Below are 21,292 nucleotides of genomic sequence, written 5' to 3'. Positions count from 1 at the left end.
GTCGTCCAGTGCTCTCCTGCGTGATCTCACACCAGCCAGACGCGGGATCCGGCACCCGGGTTCTCCGTTCGGTGTGACCTGCGTCACGGGTCGCGGTCCGGCCTTCCGGTCCGCTCCGGCCGCTGCGACCGAGGTCAGCGCGCCGGGCTCCCGGTGGATGCGGAGGTCGGGGGTCCCGGAGCGGGCCCGCCCGTCGGCTTCGCGGCCGTGTCCGGTGGCCGTTCGATCCACTCGCCGGGGTCCGCGCGGCACATCGCTTCGCCGCCGGGACGGCGTGCCTCCCGCCCGGTCGTCTCCGGCTGATCGGCCGGTCGGTGAGCGGGCGGAACCGGCGCCGGCGCCACCGATAGGGTGGTGGATCGTGGCCAGTCGTAAAACGTCGATCATGGAAGCAGCGGCGCGGGTGATCGCGCGGCGCGGGGTGCGCGGGCTGCGCGTGGAGGAGCTCGCCGCCGAGGCGGGCGTGTCCACCGCGCTGATCTACTACCACTTCAAGGACCGCACCGGGATCCTCCGGCAGACGCTGGAGTTCATCAACGACCGGGCGGAGCGGTACACGACCGAACGTGCCGAGGGCGCTCCGCCGCTGACGCCCCGCGAGGAGCTGGAGCAGACCCTGCTGCTGGAGCTCCAGGACACCACCGAGGTGCGGGAGAACAGCACCGCCTGGGGCGAGCTGCGGGCGAGCGCGGTGTTCGACGAGACGCTGCGCGAGGATCTGGCGCGGGCCACCCGGATCTGGGTGCAGGAGATCGCGGAGCTGCTCGGCATCGTGCGGCCGATGTCCTCGGCGGTCGCGCTGGCCGGTGCGGCGGAGCGGCTGACCGCGCTGCTGGAGGGGCTGAGCACGCGCTGGCTCAGCGGGAGCCTGCCGCTGGCGCACGCCCGCAGCCTGCTGACCGAGGCGATCGACGTCGAGGTGGCCCGGCTCGGGTCCTGAGCCGTACGGACCGCACGGGGGGAGACGGCGGCCTGGACGCCGTGGTCCTCAACTTCAACGGCTGGGGCAACAAGCAGGTGCACCGCGACGACGCGCTGGTCGCCGAACGCCTCGCCACCCGCCGCGCCCGCGGCCTGCGGCTCAACGTCCCCGAGGCCGTCCGGCGCCGGACGTGCCGCCTCTGCTTCCTCTGACCGCGCGTGCCGCCGCCCCGGGCACAGGGGTGGGCCCGGGGCGGCGGCGTGCGGGACGCGTCAGCGGGTGAGGATGCCCGGGTCGGAGAGGCCGGGGGCGCCGGTCTCGACGTGGCCGGCGAGCCGGCGCACGAAGTCGGCGGTCGCGCCGGAGGTGACGGTGACGTCGTACCAGTTGCGGCAGGCGCTCAGGTCGACGGTGCAGGTGACGGTGGCACCCCGGCGGACGGTGAGGGTCTGCGGCGTGCCGCCGTAGGCGTTGGTGAGGGTGAGCACGACGTCGGCGCCGCCCGCGTTGGTGAGGGTCAGGTCGAGGTTGCCGGTGGCCGGGTCGTGGCGGGCGGTGACCTCGGGCCCGGCCGTCTTGCCGGGGTTGCGGAAGCGGCGCAGGAAGCCGTTGGGACCGAACACGGTCAGGTCCGTGACGCCACCGGAGTACGCGGTGTTCCAGGCGTCCGCGATCGTCTTGCCGGCTTCCGTGGTGTACGTCCACGGACCGTCGGTGCGGTTGGGCGAGGTGACCAGGAACTGGCCGCCGGCCGCCGCGCCCGCGCTGAAGGTGAGCCGGTACTTGCCCGTGCCGGTGTCGGCCGCCCCGTCCACGTAGGGCGCGTACGCCAGCGGGCGGGTGGGCTTCGCCCCCGGCTCCTGCCTCGGCATGGTGCCGGTGGCGGGCGGGGTGGGCACGTAGTCGGGGTGCCGGTTGCGGTCCTGCGGGGCGTAGCCGGCCGTGGAGGGGAGCGCCGCCGGGGTCGCGTTCGACGCGGTGAAGTCGAAGGCGGAGGTCAGGTCGCCGCAGATCGCGCGCCGCCAGGGCGAGATGTTGGGCTCCAGGACGCCGAAGCGGCGTTCCATGAAGCGGATGATCGAGGTGTGGTCGAAGGTCTCCGAGCAGCTGTAGCCGCCGGTGCTCCAGGGCGAGACGACCAGCATCGGCACCCGCTGGCCGAGGCCGTACGGCCCGGCCGAGTAGCCGATGCTGCCGCCGTAGTAGTCGGCGCCGGTCGCCACGGTGGACAGGCCCTGCGAGGCGGAGGAGGGCGGGAACGGCGGCACGACGTGGTCGAAGAAGCCGTCGTTCTCGTCGTAGGTGATGAACAGCGCGGTCTTCGCCCACACGGCGGGGTCGGACGTCAGCGCGTCCAGCACCTGGGAGACGTACCAGGCACCGTAGTTGGCGGGCCAGTTGGGGTGCTCGGTGAACGCCTCGGGGGCGGCGATCCAGGAGATCTGCGGCAGGGTGCCGGCCTGCACGTCGCGCCGCAGCTGGTCGAACAGGCCGTCGCCCGCCTTGGCGTTGGTGCCGGTGCGGGCCTTGTCGTACAGCGGGTCGCCGGGCTTGGCGTTGCGGTAGTTGTTGAAGTAGAGCAGGGAGTTGTCGCCGTAGTTGCCGCGGTACGCGTCGCCTGTCCAGCCCCAGGAGCCGCCCGCGTCCAGCCCGTCGCCGATGTCCTGGTAGATCCTCCAGGAGACTCCGGCCTTCTCCAGCCGCTCGGGGTAGGTGGTCCAGGCGTAGCCGGCCTCCTGGTTGCCGAGGACCGGGCCGTTGCCGGTGACGCCGTTGCCGGTGCAGCCCGTCCACATGTAGTAGCGGTTCGGGTCGGTGGAGCCGATGAACGAGCAGTGGTAGGCGTCGCAGATGGTGAACGCGTCGGCGAGCGCGTAGTGGAAGGGGATGTCCTCGCGGGTCAGGTAGGCCATCGTGGTGGCCGTCTTGGCGGGGACCCACTGGTCGTACTTGCCGCTGTTGAAGGCCTTGTGGCCGCCGGCCCAGTCGTGGTTGAGGTCCTGGACGAACTGCATCCCGAGGTCGCTGACCTGGGGACGGAACGGCAGCACCTCCCGCTTGAGGGCGTCCGTCTGGTGCCACACCGACTTGCCGCTCGGCAGGGTGACCGGGCGGGGGTCGCCGAAGCCGCGGACGCCCTTCAGCGCCCCGAAGTAGTGGTCGAAGGAACGGTTCTCCTGCATCAGCACGACGATGTGCTCGACGTCCTGGATGGTGCCCGTGGTCCCCTGCGGGGCGATGGACGCGGCGCGCGCGATGCTCTGCGACAGTGACGAGAACGCCACGGTCGCGCCCGCGAGTTGGAGGAATCGGCGGCGGTTCAGCTCTGCCATGGGTGGGTTGGCCTCTGCATGTCAGGAACGAGGGTGGAGGACGGCGCCCACAAGGACAGCGGGTGCGGGGTACCGTCCGGAGGACCGTTCATGACTGCCCGCCGTACAGCAGAAGAACGCATCGAGTTGTACGGACAAGACCTGAGTGAGGCCTGAGGCGGACACAGGTGCTCCCGCGCGGGTGTGCGGACGGACGGCTCCGACCGCACACCCGCACGGGACCACCCGGGCCGGGAGGTCAGCTGCCGGCGTCGGCCGCCACGGGCTCGGCCTGCACCGGCACCCCGGCCGGCCGGCGCTGCGCCGCGCGGACGCCGGTGAGCTGGAGGACCAGTCCGAGCAGGGCGGCTCCGGCGGCGAACAGCGGGAGGACGGCGCCGTCCCAGTCGAGGGAGAAGGCGATCCCGCCGAGGCCGGAGCCCACCGCGCTGCCGAGGTAGAGGGCGGACTCGTTCAGCGCGACGGCGACGGGGCCGCCGCGCTCCCCCCGGGCCAGCAGCAGGTCGTTCTGCTGCGGGACCTGGAGCGCCCAGCCCACCGCTCCCCACACGGCGATGGGCAGCAGGGCGAGCAGCGGGGTGACCGTCGCGGCGGGGCGCAGCAGGGCGAGGGAGGCGGTGAGCAGGACGAGGATGCCGACGACCAGCGAGTACGGGCGCCGGACCCGGTCCACCAGCGGGCCGATGAGGAAGCTGCCGATGACGCCGCCGATGCCCCAGGCCCACAGGTAGGGGGTGATGTTGTCGACGCCGCCCATGACGTCGCTCGCCATGACGGGCGCGAAGTAGGTGTAGAGGCCGAGGCTGGCGACGGCGGCGAGGAAGGACACGCCGACGATGGAGGCGACCCGGGGATCGGTGACCACCTGGGCGCGCTGACGCAGGGTCACCGAGGTGGTGGCGGGCAGGACGGGCAGCCGCAGGGCGAGTCCGGCGAAGGAGACCAGGCCGATGGCGGTGACCAGCCACAGCGTGGTGCGCCAGCCGGAGTGCTGGGCGATGAAGACCCCGAGCGGCACGCCGATCACGGTGCCGGAGCTCATCCCGCCCATGATCACGGCGAGGGCGCGGCCGCGGCGCTTCTCGTCGACGAGGGACGCGGCGGCCGAGGCGGCGAGCGCGAGGTAGAGGCCGGCGCCGACACCGGCGAAGGCCCGGGCGACCAGCAGCAGGCCGAGCGAACCGGCGATCGCGCTGCCGGCGTTCGCGAGGGAGAAGACCGCGAGGGAGCCGAGCAGGCCGAGGCGGACCCGCGACGCGGACAGCAGGGTGGCGAAGACGGGCGAGGCGATGGCGTAGGCGAGGGTGAAGGTGGTGACCATCTGTCCGGCGGCCGACACGGAGGCGTGGAAGTCGTCGGCGATGACGGGCAGCAGGCCGGCCGTGACGTACGCGTCGAGACCGAGCGCGAAGGCTCCGAGTCCGAGGAGGTAGACGAGTTTCACTGGCGCCCCAATGTTTGATAGTCGCGGTACATAGATACATAGTGCGAGGGCGCGGCCCCGCCGCAAGCTCGGCGTCACTTTTCGGCCATCCGGACCAGGCCTTGATCGGATGTGCGATTCTTGGCGGGTGCGCCGCTACTTCCACCCGGACCCCAGGGACATCCGACTGCCCGCCGTCCTCTTCGCGTTGAGCGACGCGACCCGGCTGGGCATCGTGCTGACCCTGTCCGACGGCAAGGAGCACACGGCCGGTGAACTCGGCGGTGACATCGCCAAGTCGACGATGACCCACCACCTGAAGATCCTCCGGGAGGCCGGAGTGCTGTGGGTCCGCTCCGAGGGGACGCGCTGCTACAACTCGCTGCGCACGGCCGATCTGGAGCAGCGCTACCCCGGCCTCCTCGGCCATCTGCTCGGCTCCGCCACGCGGGACGGCTACGGGTCCGCCGCCGCCCGCGGCGAGGACCGCCCCGCCCTCCCGGGCGCGGGCCGGGCCGGGGCCGCGGCCGGCACCGACTGAACGGCACCGCCCCGGCCCCGGCCCGCCCGGTCAGAGGTCCAGCGTCACGTCGTACGCGACCAGCCAGTCGTTGACGCCGAGCGCCAGCTCCAGACCCGAGCGGTCGTACTGCGCGCTGGTGTCGCCGACCGGCGAGTCCAGCAGCCGGCGGGCCGCGTCGCGGTCCAGCAGCGACAGCACCGGCGAATCCGCGTCGCCGAGGAGCGCGCTGAACGCCCGGCGCAGGCCCCGCTCGTACGCCGGGTCCTGGGTGGTGGGGTACGGGCTCTTGACCCGCTGCACGATCGACTCCGGCAGCAGGTCCTTCGTGGCCGCCCGCAGCAGGCTCTTCTCCCGGCCGTCGAAGGACTTCATCCGCCAGGGCACGTTGAACACGTACTCCACGAGCCGGTGGTCGCAGAACGGGACCCGCACCTCCAGGCCGACGGCCATGCTCATCCGGTCCTTGCGGTCCAGCAGGGTCTGCACGAACCGGGTCAGGTTCACGTAGCTCATCTGCCGCATCCGCCGGTCCGTGGCGTCCTCGCCCGGCAGCACCGGGGTCTCCCCCACCGCCTGGGCGTAGCTGTCGCGGAGGAAGTCGGGCATGCCCAGCTTGTGCAGCAGGCCGGGGTCGAACAGCGACTTGCCGTCGAAGTACTTGCCGGTGGCCGACGTCAGCCACGGGAACGTCTGGGCCTGGACCGCCTCCTCGTCGAAGAACCAGCGGTAGCCGCCGAACACCTCGTCCGCCGACTCCCCGGACAGGGCGACGGTCGACTGGGCGCGGACGGACTGGAACAGCCGGTACAGCGACGGCCACATGTCGCCCCAGTAGGCCGGCGGCAGGTCGAGGGCGCGCAGGACCTTCGCCCGCAGCTGCGGATCGGCGAGCTGGGCGCTGTCGATGAGCACCTCGCTGTGCTCGGCGCCGATGTGGTCGACCAGGTCCCGGACGAACGGCGCGTCGGAGGTTCCGCGCACCGGGTCGGCGACGAAGTTCCCGCCGTGGTCGGCGAAGTCGACCGAGAAGGAACGCACCGGGCCCTCGCCGCGGGCGACCAGCTTCTGGTGCGCGAGCGCGGTGATGGCCGAGGAGTCCAGGCCGCCGGAGAGCAGCGAGCACAGCGGCACGTCCGCGACGGTCTGGCGGCTGACGATGTCGTCCAGAAGGCCGCGGACGGTGGCGATCGTGGTGTCGAGGTCGTCGGTGTGCTCCCGGGCCTCCAGCGCCCAGTACACCCGCTTGGACAGCCCCGCCCGGGTCAGGCGCACGAGCTGACCGGGGCGCACCTCGTACATGCCGGAGAAGACGCCGTGTTCGGGGGTCTTCACCATCTCCAGGATCTCGCGCAGGCCTTCGGCGCTCACCCGGCGGGGCACCTCCGGGTGGGCGAGGATCGCCTTGGGCTCGGAGCCGAAGACGACGCCGTTCGGGGTGGGGAAGTAGTAGAGCGGCTTGACGCCCATGCGGTCGCGGACCAGCAGCAGGGTCTGCTCCCGGACGTCCCACACGGCGAAGGCGTACATGCCGTTGAGCCGGTCCACCAGGCCCTCGCCCCACTCCAGGTAGCCGCGCAGGACCACCTCGGTGTCGCTCCTGGTGCGGAACTTGTGGCCGCGGGCGACCAGTTCCTGGCGCAGCTCCTGGAAGTTGTACACCTCACCGCTGTACGTCAGGCAGGCCAGCGTGCGGCCCGCCTCGTCGGCGACCATGGGCTGGGCGCCGCCGTCGAGGTCGATGATGGACAGCCTGCGGTGGCCGAGCGCCGCGTGCCGGTCGCTCCACATGCCCTCGGCGTCCGGGCCGCGGCAGGCCATCGTCCGGGTGATCGCCTCCAGGATGTCCTGTTCCTGGCGCACGTCGCGGCCGAAGTCCACCCAGCCGGCTATTCCGCACATGTCGGTCTCCTTCTCGTCCTCACGCAGCGGGGACGGGGTCAAGGGCATTGGAAAGCAAGGGAATCGAGGGGGATGCAGGGAGCGGGGCGGTCAGCCCAGCCGCTCCCAGTCGGCCTCCTGGAGCACCGTCCGGCCGTCCGGGAAGTAGGCGACCGGCTCCGGGCCGCGCGCCGCGCGCTCCATGGAGGTCAGCAGGTCCTGGAGGGCCAGGGCGTCGGCCAGGCCGGGGAAGGGTTGTGCGGGCTGCTCGCCGTGGACGACGAACCGGGCGACGTCGGCGGCCATCCGGCCCAGCTTGACCACCGTCGCGGCGCCCTCGGGCACCGGCTGTTCCCCGGTGTCCAGCTCGGCCAGCACCGTGTCGCCCTCCGAGGTGCGCCGCCAGATGCGCAGCCGGTCGGCGTCCCAGGTCGGTGTGTCGTAGACGGCGGTGGCGTACTCGAGTTCGCCGTCCGGCGTGCGGAAGACGAAGTCGACCTCCCGCTTGCGGGTGATGTTGACGAAGCTGCTGTAGCCGGTGACCACGCCCGGGCCCAGCCGGCCGACCAGCGCCACGCTGTCGAGGACGTCGGCCCCGGAGACGGAGAAGTCCGACCGGGTGCCGATGACCGAGTCCAGCTCCAGGTCCGTGCCGTCGCCGGCGATCCAGCCGACGAGGTCGAGCGGGTGGATGACCTCGCTCGCCACGCCGCTGGTGGGGCGGTGGTCGTTGATGCGGTCCTTGCCCCAGGTGAAGTGGGCCCGGACCAGGCTCAGGCCGGTGCGGCGAACGTGGTCGCGCAACCGCGTCGTCGCTTCCGAATAGCGTTCCACGAGATCCATGCAGAAGCCCGAGGTCTTCGCCATCGCCGCCGCCACGGCCGTCGGGTCGTCGCGGGAGGTGGTGAGCGGCTTCTCCGTCACCACGAAACCCTGGAAGCCGGAAAGCTCCCCGAGTATCCCGGCATGGGCGGCGTCCGGCACGGTGACCACCACGACGTCCGGGCGGAACCGGTCGAGCCCCTGCCGCACGGAGGAGTAGTACGGGATATCCGGATCGCGCCGGTTCCGGCCCACGTGCGCGAATTCCATCGGAATTCCGGTGTTCCGGAACGCGATGCGGAACCGCGTTCCGGCATATCCGAGTCCGACGATGAGGACTTTCATGCCTCGATCACCTCGCAGCTGGTTTCGGCGCCCCGCAGGTCGAGGGCCAGGAGGTCTTCGCCCGTCGGCACGAAACCGAGGCCGCGGTAGAGGGCCGCACCGTCCGGCGTGGTCTGCAGCACCACGCTGTGCACGTCGCGCGAACGCAGCCAGTCCAGGGCGTGTCGCATGACGCGGGTGCCGAGTCCGAGCCGTCGCCGGTCCGGGTCGACCACGACCGACTGCACCCATCCGCTCAGGCCGTTCGGGCAGTGCGCGGTCGGCGCACGGTCGTCGATCACGGCGACGGCGCAGGCGGCCAGCCGGTGCGCCGGACCGATCACCGTCACCTGCACCCGGCCGGTCGGCCCGGTCAGCCGCCGGACCAGCCAGGAGCGGTACGCCGCGCGCCAGGCGGCGTCCTCCTGCGGGGAGCGGGCGGAGTAGGGGGCGGTGCCGGCACCGAGCAGGTGGCCGCGCAGCCTGACGAGTTCCTCGATGTCCATGGTCGTCGCCGACCGCGGCAGGTCGTGTGACTGAGCGATCATGATTCAGGACTATAGGCAAATCACCGATACAAGAGAAATGTCCCGGACGGTGATCCATGCGGTCGGCGAATAACTCCCCGAGGCGCTCTCCACCTCGATTTATCCGACCCGCTCATGGGCGGCCGGAAACAGAATTTACGAGAACCCGGAGCAGCTGTCTATCTTTCCGGTGTCCGTTCTGAACCGGCGAACCGGAGGAATGATGTTCGACTACGTCGAATTCTTCGCATCCCAACTGGACGACCTGCGCGACCGCGGCGGCTACCGGACGTTCCTCGAGGTCGAGCGCCTGGCCGGCTCGTTCCCCGCCGCGCTGAAGCACGGCCCCGGCACCGGGCGCCGGATCCACGTGTGGTGCAGCAACGACTACCTCGGCATGGGCCAGCACCCGCTCGTCCTGGAGGCCATGAAGCGGGCCGTCGACGAGTCCGGGGCGGGCAGCGGCGGCTCACGCAACATCTCGGGCAACCACCGCTACCACGTGGAGCTGGAGCGCGAACTGGCCGACCTGCACGGCATGGAGTCCGCGCTCGTCCTCCCCACCGGCTACGCCGCCAACGACGCCGCCCTGACCGTGCTGGCGGGCCGGCTGCCGGGCTGCGTCGTGCTGTCCGACGAGCTCAACCACGCCTCGATGATCGCGGGCATCCGGCACAGCGGCGCGGAGAAGCTCATCTTCCGGCACAACGACATGGAGCACCTCGAGGAACTGCTGGCCGGCACCGATCCCGCCGTCCCCAAGATCGTGGCGCTGGAGAGCGTCTACTCCATGGAGAGCGACGTGGCACCGCTCGCGCGGGTGGCCGAACTCGCCCGCGAATATGGCGCGTTCACCTACCTCGACGAGGTGCACGCGGTCGGCATGTACGGGCCGCGGGGCGCCGGCAAGGCCGCGGAACTCGGCCTCCAGGGCCGGTTCGACGTCGTCCAGGGCACCCTGGCCAAGGCCTTCGGCACTGCCGGCGGCTACATCGCCGGCCCCGCCCCGGTGGTGGACGCCGTCCGCAGCTTCGCCTCCGCGTTCATCTTCACCACCTCGCTGCCCCCGGCCGTCGCGGCCGGCGCGCTGGCGGCCGTACGGCACCTCAAGCGTTCCGAGAAGGAGCGGAGCCAACTGCGCGAGAAGGCCGCGCTGTTGCACACGCTGCTGCGGGAACGCGGCATCCCCGTGGTCTCGGACGCCGCGCACATCGTCCCCGTGCTGGTCGGGGACTCCCGGGCCTGCCGGGAGGTCGCGGACGAGCTGCTGGAACGCCACGGCTTCTACGTCCAGCCGATCAACGCGCCCAGCGTTCCCGCGGGCACCGAGCGGCTGCGGGTCACCCCGACCCCGCAGCACGACGACAGCGGGATCGTCGCCTTCGCCGACGCGCTCGACGACATCTGGCGGCGCGCCGACCTGCCGCGCCGCCTCGCGGCCGAGCCCGTCGCATGACCCCGCCCAGCCGCGCCGACCGGTCCGCACCGAACGGTCGGCCCCACCCGTCCGAGGAGAACACCACCGTGGGGAAACCCGTCGTCGTCGTGGCCGACCCGCTGGCCCCGGAGGCACTCGCCGAACTGGACGGCTACGACGTCCGCAGCTGTGACGGACGCGATCCGCAGGCACTGCACCGCGCGCTGGCCGACGCCGACGCCCTGCTGATCCGCAGCGGCACCCGGGTGGACGCGGCGGCACTGGCCGCGGCGCCCCGGCTGCGGATCGTGGCCCGGGCCGGGGTCGGACTGGACAACGTCGACGTCCAGGCGGCCACCGCGGCCGGCGTCCTGGTCGCCAACGCGCCGCTCTCCAACGTCCTCAGCGTCGCCGAACTCACCGTCGGGCTCATCATCGCCGCCGCCCGCCAGATCGTGTCCGCCGACGCGTCCCTGCGGGCGGGCCGGTGGGAGCGGTCCCGGTTCCAGGGCAGGGAGCTGGCGGGCAGCACGGTCGGGATCGTGGGCCTGGGACACGTCGGCGCCCTGGTGGCCACGCGGCTCGCCGCGTTCGGCATGCGGCTCCTCGCCCACGACCCGTACGTGACCCGTGGACGGGCCCAGGACCTGGGTGTCCGGCTGGTCGAGCTGGACGAGCTGATGGCCGGGAGCGACGTCGTCACCGTGCACGTGCCCAAGACGCCGCAGACCACGGCGCTCATCGGCGAGCCCGAACTGCGGCTGGCCCGCCCCTCCCTCATCCTCGTCAACACCGCCCGCGGCGGCATCGTCGACGAGAACGCGCTGGCCGTCGCGCTGAAGGAGGAACGCATCGCCGGAGCGGCACTCGACGTCTACGCCGTCGAACCGGCCGTCGGCAACGCCCTGCTCTCCTTCCCCTCCGTCGTCGCCACCCCGCACCTGGGGGCCGGCACGCGGGAGGCGCAGGAGCGGGCCGGCCGGGAGGCGGCCCAGGCGGTGTGCCGGGCGCTCGTCGGTGACCCCGTCGTCCCCGGCGCGGTCAACGCCGAGGCCCTGAAGGGGAGGAGCGCGGCCGGCGCGTGACGTCGGCGCACACCCGCCGGCGGCCGACACCCGCGCTCCGCGGTGTCGGCCGCCGACCCGGCTCAGCGCCCCGCCAGCACCCGGCCGGCCCTGACACCCGGGCCTTGGCCCAGGGCCGCGCGCCCGGAGCGACGGGACAGCAGGACGCGCCGGGTGACCTCGGTGAAGCGCTCGGCGAGCGGGTGCGCGCCCTGGGCGGGGCGGATCAGGGACAGCGGGATGCTCGGTGCTCCGCGCAGCGGCACGAACTCCAGGGCCGGGTGGAGGTTGCGCTGCAGGACGAGGTCGGGCATCACGCTGACGCCCCGTCCGGCCGCCACCGACTCCAGGCACTCGTCGAAGTTGTCGCAGTGCACGATCCGCGGGTGCTCGGCGCCCAGCTGTCCGTCCGGGTCCAGGAGGGCCCGGCCGGTCGAGTTGATCACCAGCGGGTGGTCGCCCAGCTCCGTCCAGTCCACCCACGGGCGGCCCGCCAGGGGGTGGTGGTGGGGGACGGCCGCGGCGCACCCCTCGGTGCCGAGCCTGGTGGCCTTCATCCGGTCGGCCGGAGGGTGACCGCGCAGCAGAGCGATGTCCACGACGGCCCGGTCCACGCCCGCCCAGCGGTCGTCCCTGCGGTGCAACTGCACCCGGGCGCCGCTCTCCCGTTCGAACTGGACGATCGCCTCGTGCACCCAGCCGTCCGGAAGCAGCCAGGAGAACCCCAGCCGCAGTACGGGGCTGGACGGCTCCGGGTCGAGCGCCTGCTTGAGCTGGGGCAGCAGGTCCTGCAGCCGGTCCCGCAGCCGGGCCCCGGCCGGGCTGAGGGCGACCTGACGGGTGGTGCGCAGGAAGAGCGGAACCCCCAACTGCTCCTCCAGGCGCTGCACGGAGCGCGTGAGAGTCGGCTGGTTGCTTCCGAGCTGGGCCGCCGCGGAGGTGAAGCTCAGGGTGTCCGCGACGGCGAGGAACGCCTGAAGATGCTTGAGGTTGAGATCCCAGAGAGGCGTCTCCGGATCAGGCCGGCGTGACCCAGGGGCCGTCGTCGTCATGCCGCGTCGCTCACCGTGTGCCCCGGCCGCTGTCCGCCAGGACGGGAGCGGCGTAGGGGACGAGGTCGGCGGTGAAGCGCCGTCGGCCGTCCTGGACGGCCGTGATCCTCGTCCATCTCACCGCTCCGCTCCCGCTGCCGGCCGGTTGCCCGTCGGGGTCGAGCGGGGTGGTGACGACCGTGCAGGGGGTGTCGAGTTCGACGTACCGGTGGAAGGTGCAGTCGAGCGTGCTGACCGCGCCGCCGACCACCTGGTGGGCCGCCTCCAGCAGCAGCATGCCGGGCACGTGGTCGACGGGGTGGTCGAAGTAGATCGGGTGGTTCGGGTCGACCCGGAGCTGTCGGCCGCCGTCGACCGGGGAGGCGAGGAGCACGTCCCCCGCCCGGTGGCGGCCGGTACCGGCGCACGGCGCGGACGCGGGGGTGGGTAACGCCTTCGCGACGGCGGCCTCGGTGTCGGCGTACGCACCGCGCAGCCGCCGGTACACGGCCCCGGACTGGACGGTGAACCGTGTGTCGACCGTGGCCACCGGCAGGCCGCCCCAGCTGACGACCGCCCGCAGGGACAGGGCCGTCGGGTACTTGCCGCGGTAGGACAGGTCGAAGCAGCGGACGTCCAGTTCCACGTCCGGGCCGCGGTCGACCCCGGCGTACGCGGCGTCGTCGACGTCGTAGCGGACGCGCTCCCAGATCAGCTGGTACCCCCGCGGCACGTCGTAGGCGGCGTGGCACAGCAGCGGGAAGGTCTGGCGGACGGTCTCGCAGAGCAGGAGCGGGTCGAAGTCCGGGGCGACCCGGTAGAACGGGTGCCGCGACGGGCGCCGGGCCCGTATGTGGAAGGCGTCGGGCCCCGTACGGCGCCAGCGGGTGAGGTACACCTCGTCAGGGCGCAGCTTGTGCACCTGCCAGGGTTCGACGGGGACGGTGTCGTCGGAGGCGTCAGTGCTGCCGGCGCCCGTGATGCCGGGTTCGCCGGCGTCGCCCGGGCGGCTGCGGTCGAGTTCCTTGCAAACAAGCATGAAAGACCCCCAGTGAAGGCGCCGGGTCGCTGCGACGACCCGTCGGCGATAGGTTCATGTGTAACATAGAGATCGTTCTGTATCCATATTTGTTGCTCGACGATGACAGGCGGACTACGCGCGGATGACGAGTGGACACAAACACGAACAAGCCTTGAGAACACGGGCCGCGCTGGTCTGCGCCGCGGCCGAGGTGTTCGACCAGGTCGGCTACCACGGCGCGGGGATCAACCGCATCCTGGCGACGGCGGGCCTGACCTCAGGGGCGATGTACTTCCACTTCAAGTCCAAGGAGGACCTCGCCCGGGCCGTCATGCTGGAGCAGGCGAGCGACCTGCGACTGCCCGCCGAACCGCAGGGGCTGCAGCAGCTCGTGGACGTCACGCTGACCCTCGCCGTCGAGCTGCAGAGCAACACGCTGCTGCGGGCCGGGGTGCGCCTCGCGGTCGACCAGGGCGGCCCCGCCCTGAACGACGACTCGGCGTACGACTGGTGGGCGCAGCGCTTCCGCGGCGAACTGGACGTGGCGCGCGAACGGGGTGAACTGCGCGAGGACGTCGACGGGAGCGAGTTCGCCGAGGTCCTGGTGGCCGCGTTCACCGGAACCCAGCTGAAGTCGCAGATCTCGGCGGGCTGGTCCGACCTCCCCGAACGCATCGTCTCCCTGTGGCGCTACCTGCTGCCCGGCGTCGCCTCCGCCGAGGCACTGCCGCAGATCCGTGTCGCCCCGGAACGGGGGCGGCAATGGGTGTGACACCACGCCGGGTGGTGCTGACCGGTGCCACGGGATTCATCGGCTCGCACGTGGCCGCCCTGCTGCTGCGCGATCCGGCGTGGCAGGTGCGCGTCGTCGGTCGCGGGGCACCCGCCGAGCTGATCGCCGCCGGAGCGGAGTGGGTCGAGGCCGACCTCTCCGCCCCGGACAGCCTGCGCGGCGTGTGCCGGGACGCCGACGCGCTGCTGCACCTGGCCTCCCTGATCAGCGGCGACCACGACGCCTGCACCGCCGTCAACGTGCACGGCACCGCGCGGCTCATGGCGGAAGCCGTCCACTCCGGTGTGACCCGGGTGACCCACCTGTCGACGGCCGCCGTCTACGGCCACGGCCCCCACCGGGGCACGGACGTGGGCGAGGTGGAACCGGCACCGGTCTCCCCGACCAGCGCCACCCGCCTCGCCGGTGAGCAGCCCGCCCTCGACGCCGGCGCCGTCGTCCTGCGCCCGGGACTCGTCCTCGGCGCCGGCGACCGGTGGGTGGTGCCCGCCGTGGCCGAACTGCGCCGCCGGGTGCCCGCGCGCTGGGCCTCCGGGGCCGCGCTGCTCTCCGTCGTCCCCGTGGTGGACCTGGCCCGGCTGATCGTCGCCACCCTGTCCACACCCCGCCCGCTCGGCCCGTCCGTCCACCACGCGAGCCATCCCCGACCGGTGCGCCTGCACCGCCTGCTGGACACGCTCGAGGAACACGCGGTCCTCCCGCCGGTCCCCGACCGCGACTGGCCCTGGCCGCAGTGCGTCGCCGCTCTCGACGCGAGCGGCTCGCGGTTGAGCGCCCGCCAGTTCTCGCTGCTGGCCCAGGACAACTGGTTCGCCAGCGAACGCGTCTGGGCGCTGGCCGGCGTCGACTGCGGCGAGGACGCCCTGGCCGCCCTGCCCTCCTGGGCCCCCTGGTACCGGGAGCACTGCGGCACCGCCTGACCCGGGGGCACACCCCAGCAGCCCGCGGAAGGCCGTCGGCCCCGTGAGCCTCCCGAGGCCGTGCCTGCGGGAGCTCACGGGGCCGACTCGCGGTCTGCCTCCGGCCCGTCCCGTCCCTCCCGCGCACCCCGGTCCGGCCTCGGTGCCTCGGCCCGACTGATCACCACCTCACATCGGCGCTAGGGGCGCTTTAGACCGTCTGCCGAGCATGACCGGCGTCGTATCGACGTACGGGAGAGCTGGGATGGGCGAGAAGATGAGCGGCACCCTCCGGTTGTTGCACGAGGACGGCCTGCTGGCCGCCGAGTACCCCCGCGTCCGGGAACTGATCGCCGCGATCGACCAGGAGGGCGACGCGGACGGGCTGCGCCGGGCCGGGAACATGCTGGCCCGGGTGGGCGCGGACGCGGTCCTCGACGTGCACCCGCAGACGCCGGTGGTGACGGTGGCCATCACCGGCCACAGCACGGTGTCCGGGCTGACCGGGCCCCTGACCGCCCAACTGGCGCGGCACGGCGTGTTGTTGCGCCCGCACGTCGCCGACTTCGACTCCTACGTCTTCGACCTGTCGGACCCGGACAGCGCCCTCTACCGGGCGCGGCCGGACGCCGTGGTGTGCGTGCTGGACGCCTCGGTGGTGTTCGACGAGGTGCCGGTGCCGTGGACGCCGGACGACGTGGAGCGGGTCCTCGCGGAGAAGCTGGCCCTGTTCGAGCGGCTCGCCTCGGTCTTCGCCGGCGCGGGGCGCGGCACGCTGGTACTCAACACGCTGCCGCTGCCGCGCGCCTGGTCGGCGCAGCTGGTCGGGCTGCGCGACCGGGCCCGGCTGGGCGCCGTCTGGCGGGAGGCCAATGCCCGGCTGCTGCGGCTGATGGACGAGCACCCGGCGCTGACCGTCCTGGACCTGGAGCCGCTGGTCGGCGCGGACGTGCCGCTGCGCGACGCCCGGCTCGGCGTCTACACCAAGACCCAGCTGTCGCCCGAGCTGCTCGCGGAGTACGCCCGGGAGGTGGCCCACCTGCTGCGCGGGGCGACCGGCCGGGCGAAGAAGTGCCTGGTGCTGGACCTGGACAACACCGTCTGGGGCGGGGTGCTCGGCGACGACGGCAGCGAGGGCATCGAGGTCGCGGGCAGCTACCGCGGCGAGGCCTTCCGGACCCTGCAGAAGGCGGCCAAGCAGCTCGCCTCGCAGGGTGTGCTGCTCGCGGCGGTGAGCAAGAACGACCTGGAGCCGGTGCGGGAGGTCCTGCGGGACCACCCGGAGATGACGCTGCGCGAGGAGGACTTCGTCCGGGTGATCGCCAACTGGCGCCCCAAGCACGAGAACCTGCGCGAGCTGGCGGCGGACCTGAACCTCGGCATGGACAGCTTCGTGTTCGCGGACGACAGCCCGTACGAGTGCGGCCTGGTGTCCCGGGAGCTGCCGGAGGTGGCCGTACTGCGGCTGGACGAGGAGGCCGCGCTGCACGTGGAGAAGGTGCTGCGGGACGGCTGGTTCGACGTCCGGGACATCACCACCGACGACCTGAAGCGGCCCGCGCGCTACCGGGAGGAGCTGGACCGCAAGGACTTCCTGCACAGCTTCGCCTCCCTGGACGACTACCTGCGGGAGCTGGACGTACAGGTGCGACTCGCCGACGCGGACGAGTCGGAGATCGCCCGCGTCTCCCAACTGACGCTGCGCACCAACCAGTTCAACCTCACCACCCAGCGCCTCCAGCCGGCCGAGGTGGCCGAGCTGGCGGCCGACGAGGACGCGCTGGTGCTGACGATCCGCTCCAGCGACCGGTTCGGGGACAACGGCGTGGTGGGCGCCGTGCTGGCCCACCGGGACGGGACCGTCCTGCGGATCGACAACTTCCTGCTCAGCTGCCGGGTCTTCGCCCGGGGCATCGAGCAGGCCTGCCTGTCGGCGGTGCTGAGCCACGCGCGGGAGCGCGGGCTGACCGCGGTCGAGGGCAGCTTCCGGCCGACCGCCAAGAACGGCAAGGTCAAGGAGTTCTACCCCGGCAACGGCTTCCGGCCGGTGGCGGAGGGAACCGACGGCGCCGGATCGACCACCTTCCGCCACGACCTGGCGGAGATCGCCGAAACCCCGGAGCACATCCGGCTGACGCTGAGCCTGGGAGGGCCCCAGCAGTGAACACCATCGACGACTTCCTCACCCTGGTCCACGCCGAGATCGGCCTGTCGCTGACGCCGGACAGCCTCGCGCTGGGCTTCGACGAACTGCCCGGCTGGGACTCGCTCCACCTGCTGACGCTGCTGACCGCGCTCGAGCGGGAGACCGGGCAGCAGGTGTCCATGCCCAAGGTGCTGGAGGCCGGCAGCCTGCGCGACATCTACGAGCTGACCGCCAGGTCCGGAACATGACCGCGGCCCCCGGCGCGCTCGCACCGCCCGGGCTCCTGGGCCCGGGCCGCTCGCCCTACCTGCTGCCCCGGCAGCCGGATCCGGGTGACGCGCCGCTGCGACTGCTCTGCTTCCACCACGCGGGTGGCATGGCCTCCTCCTTCTCCACCTGGCAGCAGCAGCTGGGCCCCGACGTCGCCGTTGTGCCGGTGCAGTTGCCCGGTCGCGAGCACCGGGTCCGGGAGGCCCGGCTGCACGACTTCGACCGCCTGCTCGACGAACTGGACGAGGCCCTGGACCCGCTGCTCGACGAGCCGCACGCGTTCTACGGGCACAGCATGGGCGGCCAGGTCGCCTTCGAGCTGACCCGGCGGCGCCGGGCCCGCGGCCGGGAACTGCCCGAGCGGCTGCTGCTCGGGGCGGCCCCGCCACCGCACACGCCCCGGCAGGAGATCGAGCCCGCGATGCGGACCGACGAGGAGCTGACCAGCTGGATGGCGGGCCTCGGCGGGATCCCGGACCTGGTCCGGGCCTACCCCGAGTGGCTGGCCCACGCGGTCGCGCTGCTGCGCGACGACCTGCGGCTGGCGCTCAGCCGGGTCGATCGCGGGGACCGGCCGGTACCTGTGCCGCTGAGCGTGCTGGTCGGGTCCGACGATCCGCTGATCGGCGCGGCCCTGGCCCAGGAGTGGGCCCGGCACACCACGGCCGACTGCCGGGTGTTCACCCTGCCGGGCGGCCACTTCTTCCACCGGGACTCGCCCGCCGCGACGCTGACGCTGATCCGCTCGCTGCTCGCCCCGGCGCCGGCCGTACGGGCCTGAGGCGCCCGGCGCCCCGCTCCCCCGAAACCCGAACCCCAGAACCACCAGAAACCGCCGACGTATCTCGGCGGACCCGATCTCGGAGACGGTAGACGATGACTGCTGAGCCCACCCCCGTCGTGCTGTGGACCGTCTCGGCGCCCGGCCCGGCTTCGCTGCGGGCGCGCGCCGCGGCCGCGGCCCGACTGCTCGACGCCGAGCCCGCACCGAGCCCGGCCGCCGCCTCCGCCGCCCTGCTCGCCGCGGACCGGGCGGCCCGCCACCCCGCCGCCACCGCGTACCGGGCCGCCCTGGTCGGCCGGGACCGGTCGGAGCTGCTGGCCGGGCTGCGGGCCGTGGCGGAGAGCGGGACGGAGGCGGTGTCCGAGGGCCTGTGGGCCGGTCGGGCCGTCGGTGCCGAGGAGGGGGTCAGGCCGGTCTTCGTCTACCCGGGCTTCGGGGCCCACTGGGCGGGCATGGCAGCCGACCTGCTCGACACCGACCCGGTCTTCCGGGAGCGCGTCGAGGCCTGCGAGCAGGCCCTCGCCCCGCTGGTGGACTGGCGGTTGACGGAGGTGCTGCGGGGCACCGAGGGCGCGCCGCCGCTGGTGACGCCGGCGGTCGTGATGCCCGCGCTGGTCGCCGTGATGATCTCGTTGACGGCGGTGTGGCGCTCGCGCGGCGTCGAACCGGCCGCCGTGGTGGGCCACAGCATCGGCGAGATGGCCGCCGCCCACGCCTGCGGCGCGCTCTCCCTGGAGGACGCCCTCCTGGTCGCGGCGGTCTGGGGCGCCGCCCTCACCGAGGACCGCTCGGGCCACTGGGGCATCGTCGCGGTGCTGCTGCCGGAGGCCGAGATGCGCGCCCGCCTCACCGCCTGGGACGGCCTGCTGGACGTCGCGGCCGTCAACGGCCCCGGCTCGGTCACCGTCTCGGGCGACGACCAGGCGCTGACCGAGCTGCTGGAGCAACTGGCGGCGGACGGGGTCCGGGCCCGCCGAATCCCGGCCGACTTCCCGGTCCACGTCCCCCAGGTCGACGCGATCATGGACCGGCTGCTCACCGAACTGCGCACCGTCCGCCCGCTCGACGGCGGTCCGATCCCGTTCTACTCGGCCGCGACCGGGACCCGGCTGTCCCCCGAGCAGTTGGACGGGGAGTACTGGGCCCGCCAACTGCGCACCCCGGTGCTCTTCGAGTCGGCCGTACGCACCCTGCTCGCCGACGGGCACCAGGTCTTCCTGGAGGCGAGCCCGCACCCGGTGCTCAAGATGGCCGTGCGCGACGTCCTGCAGGACGCCGCGCGGTCCGACCACAGCGAAGGACTGGTGACCGGCACGCTCGCCCGGGGCAAGGACAGCCAGCTCGAACTGGCCGGCGCGATCGCCGAACTGTACGTGCACGGCGTTCCCGTCGAAATGTCCGGAGCGCCGGCCGACGAGACGGCCCCGCACCTGGAGCTGCCCGAGTTCGACGTGGAGCCGACCGCGGACGGGCCGTCCGTACCGGTCAACCCGCTGCGCGCCCGGCTGGAGGCCCTGCCGCCCCACCAGCGGCAGCCGTTCCTCCTGGACCTCGTCCGGGAGCAGGCCGCCGCGGTGCTCGGGCCCGGGGACTCCGCCGGACCGCCGCCGGACGACCGGCAGAAGTTCCGGGACCTCGGCCTGGAGTCCGCGGGGGCGGTGGCGCTGCGCGACCGGCTGACCCGGCTGTTGGGCGTGCGGCTGCCCGTCGCCGTGGCCTTCGACCGCCCCACCACGCAAGCCCTCGCCGAGCACCTTCACACGCTGCTCTTCGAGGCCGGGACGGACACCGGCACGACCGTCGAACGCCGCTCGCCGGTGCTGCCGAGCGAGCCGATCGCCATCGTCGGCATGGCCTGCCGCTACCCGGGCGGCGTCTCCTCCCCCGAGGACCTGTGGAGGCTGGTCGCCGAGGAGACCGACGCCATCGGCCCCTTGCCCACGGACCGCGGCTGGGACGAGGACCTCTACGATCCGGACCCGGGGGCCACCGGCCACTCCACCACCCGCCACGGCGGCTTCCTCACCGACGCCGGCGGCTTCGACAGTGCCTTCTTCGGCATCAGCCCGCGCGAGGCCCTCGCCATGGACCCGCAGCAGCGCCTGCTGCTGGAGACGGCCTGGGAGGCCGTCGAACGGGCCGGCATCGACCCCGGCACGCTGCACGGCAGCGACACCGGCGTCTTCACCGGAACCTACGGCATGGAGTACGGCCCCCGGCTCGCCGAGGGCACCCCCAGCGTCGACGGCTACCTGCTCACCGGCCAGCTCAGCAGCGTCGCGTCCGGCCGGATCGCCTACACCCTGGGCCTGGAGGGCCCGGCGCTGACCGTCGACACCGCGTGCTCCTCCTCCCTCGTGGCGCTGCACCTGGCCGTACGAGCACTGCGGGCGGGCGAGTGCTCCCTGGCGCTCGCGGGCGGCGCGGCGGTCATGGCGAGCCCCGGCATGTTCGTGGAGTTCAGCCGCCAGCGCGGGCTGTCCCCGGACGGCCGCTGCAAGGCCTTCTCCGACGAGGCGGACGGCACCGGCTGGAGCGAGGGCGTCGGCCTGCTGCTGGTCGAGCGCCTGTCGGACGCCCGCCGCAACGGCCACCCGGTCCTCGCGGTGATCCGGGGCACGGCGACCAACCAGGACGGCGCCAGCAACGGCCTCACCGCGCCCAGCGGACCGGCCCAGGAGGCGGTCATCCGACGCGCCCTGGCCGACGCGGAGCTGGCCCCGGCCGACGTGGACGCGGTCGACGCGCACGGCACCGGCACCCGCCTCGGCGACCCCATCGAGGCCCAGTCCCTGATGAACACCTACGGGCGCGCCCACGACGCCGAACGGCCTCTCTGGCTGGGTTCGTTGAAGTCCAACCTCGGGCACTCCCAGGCGGCGGCCGGCGTCGGTGGCGTGATCAAGATGGTCATGGCGATGCGGAACGGCGTCCTGCCGCGCACCCTGCACGTGGACCAGCCGACCAGCCACGTCGACTGGTCCGACGGAACCGTCCGACTGCTCAGCGAGGCACGGCCGTGGGACGTCGAGGACGACCGTCCCCGCCGGGCCGCCGTCTCCTCGTTCGGCATCAGCGGCACCAACGCCCACCTCATCCTGGAGCAGGCCGACAC

The 21,292-nt window shown here is 73.0% G+C and carries 18 protein-coding genes; 11 read left to right on the top strand and 7 right to left on the bottom strand.

The window, feature by feature from the left end; genetic code table 11:
* The first annotated feature begins 385 nt into the window (after positions 1-385).
* Together ACWDBE_RS37595 and ACWDBE_RS37590 are read left to right on the top strand one after the other, a co-directional pair.
* Entirely contained in the window at positions 386-940 is a 555-nt protein-coding gene (locus tag ACWDBE_RS37595) for a TetR/AcrR family transcriptional regulator (protein ID WP_449793241.1), read from the top strand.
* Between the two features lie 41 nt (positions 941-981).
* Positions 982-1,134: a hypothetical protein gene (locus ACWDBE_RS37590; protein WP_449793242.1), complete on the top strand. Its 153-nt coding sequence runs from the start codon at positions 982-984 to the stop codon at positions 1,132-1,134.
* A 60-nt stretch (positions 1,135-1,194) separates the two neighbouring features.
* Here ACWDBE_RS37590 and ACWDBE_RS37585 read toward each other — a convergent pair whose 3' ends face one another.
* Positions 1,195-3,255 (bottom strand): phosphocholine-specific phospholipase C, encoded by a 2,061-nt coding sequence (locus ACWDBE_RS37585; RefSeq protein WP_449810217.1) that lies wholly within the window; start codon positions 3,253-3,255, stop codon positions 1,195-1,197.
* Between the two features lie 238 nt (positions 3,256-3,493).
* A complete protein-coding gene (locus ACWDBE_RS37580) occupies positions 3,494-4,699 on the bottom strand; it encodes an MFS transporter (protein ID WP_449793244.1) in 1,206 nt (401 codons plus the stop codon).
* Between the two features lie 109 nt (positions 4,700-4,808).
* On the opposite strand from ACWDBE_RS37580, the gene ACWDBE_RS37575 reads away from it, so the two are divergent.
* Positions 4,809-5,219: an ArsR/SmtB family transcription factor gene (locus tag ACWDBE_RS37575; RefSeq protein WP_449793245.1), complete on the top strand. Its 411-nt coding sequence runs from the start codon at positions 4,809-4,811 to the stop codon at positions 5,217-5,219.
* 30 nt (positions 5,220-5,249) lie between these two features.
* On the opposite strand, the gene asnB is transcribed toward ACWDBE_RS37575, so the two are convergent.
* From asnB to ACWDBE_RS37560, 3 genes are all read right to left on the bottom strand, one after another.
* Positions 5,250-7,100: an asparagine synthase (glutamine-hydrolyzing) gene (gene asnB / locus ACWDBE_RS37570; protein ID WP_449793246.1), complete on the bottom strand. Its 1,851-nt coding sequence runs from the start codon at positions 7,098-7,100 to the stop codon at positions 5,250-5,252.
* Positions 7,101-7,190: 90 nt separating this feature from the next.
* On the bottom strand, positions 7,191-8,246 hold the full coding sequence (locus tag ACWDBE_RS37565) for a Gfo/Idh/MocA family oxidoreductase (RefSeq protein WP_449793247.1): 1,056 nt from the start codon (positions 8,244-8,246) through the stop codon (positions 7,191-7,193).
* Entirely contained in the window at positions 8,243-8,773 is a 531-nt protein-coding gene (locus ACWDBE_RS37560) for a GNAT family N-acetyltransferase (protein WP_449793248.1), read from the bottom strand. Before ACWDBE_RS37560 ends, ACWDBE_RS37565 begins: the two co-directional genes overlap by 4 nt.
* 202 nt (positions 8,774-8,975) lie before the next feature.
* On the opposite strand from ACWDBE_RS37560, the gene hemA reads away from it, so the two are divergent.
* Together hemA and ACWDBE_RS37550 are read left to right on the top strand one after the other, a co-directional pair.
* Positions 8,976-10,208 carry a 5-aminolevulinate synthase gene (hemA, locus tag ACWDBE_RS37555; RefSeq protein ID WP_449793257.1) on the top strand — a complete coding sequence of 411 codons (1,233 nt, stop codon included), beginning with the start codon at positions 8,976-8,978 and terminating at the stop codon, positions 10,206-10,208.
* Positions 10,209-10,276: 68 nt separating this feature from the next.
* On the top strand, positions 10,277-11,254 hold the full coding sequence (locus ACWDBE_RS37550) for a hydroxyacid dehydrogenase (protein ID WP_449810216.1): 978 nt from the start codon (positions 10,277-10,279) through the stop codon (positions 11,252-11,254).
* A gap of 62 nt (positions 11,255-11,316) precedes the next feature.
* On the opposite strand, the gene ACWDBE_RS37545 is transcribed toward ACWDBE_RS37550, so the two are convergent.
* Entirely contained in the window at positions 11,317-12,285 is a 969-nt protein-coding gene (locus ACWDBE_RS37545) for a LysR family transcriptional regulator (RefSeq protein WP_449793250.1), read from the bottom strand.
* 10 nt (positions 12,286-12,295) lie between these two features.
* Positions 12,296-13,303: a ScbA/BarX family gamma-butyrolactone biosynthesis protein gene (locus tag ACWDBE_RS37540; RefSeq protein WP_449810215.1), complete on the bottom strand. Its 1,008-nt coding sequence runs from the start codon at positions 13,301-13,303 to the stop codon at positions 12,296-12,298.
* A gap of 154 nt (positions 13,304-13,457) precedes the next feature.
* Here ACWDBE_RS37540 and ACWDBE_RS37535 point away from each other — a divergent pair, with 154 nt between their 5' ends.
* From ACWDBE_RS37535 to ACWDBE_RS37510, 6 genes are all read left to right on the top strand, one after another.
* Positions 13,458-14,057: a ScbR family autoregulator-binding transcription factor gene (locus ACWDBE_RS37535; RefSeq protein WP_449793252.1), complete on the top strand. Its 600-nt coding sequence runs from the start codon at positions 13,458-13,460 to the stop codon at positions 14,055-14,057.
* Entirely contained in the window at positions 14,048-14,998 is a 951-nt protein-coding gene (locus tag ACWDBE_RS37530; RefSeq protein ID WP_449793253.1) for an NAD-dependent epimerase/dehydratase family protein, read from the top strand. The genes ACWDBE_RS37535 and ACWDBE_RS37530 overlap by 10 nt, the downstream gene beginning before the upstream one ends.
* A gap of 244 nt (positions 14,999-15,242) precedes the next feature.
* The gene (locus tag ACWDBE_RS37525; RefSeq protein WP_449810214.1) at positions 15,243-17,141 is read left to right on the top strand and encodes an HAD-IIIC family phosphatase; all 1,899 of its coding nucleotides are present in this window, start codon (positions 15,243-15,245) and stop codon (positions 17,139-17,141) included.
* On the top strand, positions 17,138-17,371 hold the full coding sequence (locus ACWDBE_RS37520) for a phosphopantetheine-binding protein (protein ID WP_392884313.1): 234 nt from the start codon (positions 17,138-17,140) through the stop codon (positions 17,369-17,371). The genes ACWDBE_RS37525 and ACWDBE_RS37520 overlap by 4 nt, the downstream gene beginning before the upstream one ends.
* Positions 17,368-18,174, top strand: coding sequence for a thioesterase II family protein (locus ACWDBE_RS37515; protein WP_449810213.1), 807 nt, complete (start codon positions 17,368-17,370; stop codon positions 18,172-18,174). The genes ACWDBE_RS37520 and ACWDBE_RS37515 overlap by 4 nt, the downstream gene beginning before the upstream one ends.
* A gap of 95 nt (positions 18,175-18,269) precedes the next feature.
* Positions 18,270-21,292: beta-ketoacyl synthase N-terminal-like domain-containing protein (locus ACWDBE_RS37510; RefSeq protein ID WP_449810212.1), on the top strand; the 3,023-nt coding region annotated here is incomplete at its 3' end.

This window comes from Kitasatospora sp. NPDC001132 (assembly GCF_053598415.1).
The sequence above is the reverse complement of the archived record's forward strand: the minus strand, read 5'-3'. Positions and strand labels throughout refer to the sequence as shown.

Bases quoted from the DNA above. Each gene is read 5' to 3' on its own strand.
- ACWDBE_RS37595 (WP_449793241.1), top strand. From the start codon at position 386: ATGGAAGCAGCGGCGCGGGTGATCGCGCGGCGCGGGGTGCGCGGGCTG.
- ACWDBE_RS37585 (WP_449810217.1), bottom strand. From the start codon at position 3,255: ATGGCAGAGCTGAACCGCCGCCGATTCCTCCAACTCGCGGGCGCGACC.
- ACWDBE_RS37575 (WP_449793245.1), top strand. From the start codon at position 4,809: ATGTGCGATTCTTGGCGGGTGCGCCGCTACTTCCACCCGGACCCCAGG.
- asnB (WP_449793246.1), bottom strand. From the start codon at position 7,100: ATGTGCGGAATAGCCGGCTGGGTGGACTTCGGCCGCGACGTGCGCCAG.
- ACWDBE_RS37565 (WP_449793247.1), bottom strand. From the start codon at position 8,246: ATGAAAGTCCTCATCGTCGGACTCGGATATGCCGGAACGCGGTTCCGC.
- ACWDBE_RS37560 (WP_449793248.1), bottom strand. From the start codon at position 8,773: ATGATCGCTCAGTCACACGACCTGCCGCGGTCGGCGACGACCATGGAC.
- hemA (WP_449793257.1), top strand. From the start codon at position 8,976: ATGTTCGACTACGTCGAATTCTTCGCATCCCAACTGGACGACCTGCGC.
- ACWDBE_RS37545 (WP_449793250.1), bottom strand. From the start codon at position 12,285: ATGACGACGACGGCCCCTGGGTCACGCCGGCCTGATCCGGAGACGCCT.
- ACWDBE_RS37540 (WP_449810215.1), bottom strand. From the start codon at position 13,303: ATGCTTGTTTGCAAGGAACTCGACCGCAGCCGCCCGGGCGACGCCGGC.
- ACWDBE_RS37530 (WP_449793253.1), top strand. From the start codon at position 14,048: ATGGGTGTGACACCACGCCGGGTGGTGCTGACCGGTGCCACGGGATTC.
- ACWDBE_RS37525 (WP_449810214.1), top strand. From the start codon at position 15,243: ATGGGCGAGAAGATGAGCGGCACCCTCCGGTTGTTGCACGAGGACGGC.
- ACWDBE_RS37515 (WP_449810213.1), top strand. From the start codon at position 17,368: ATGACCGCGGCCCCCGGCGCGCTCGCACCGCCCGGGCTCCTGGGCCCG.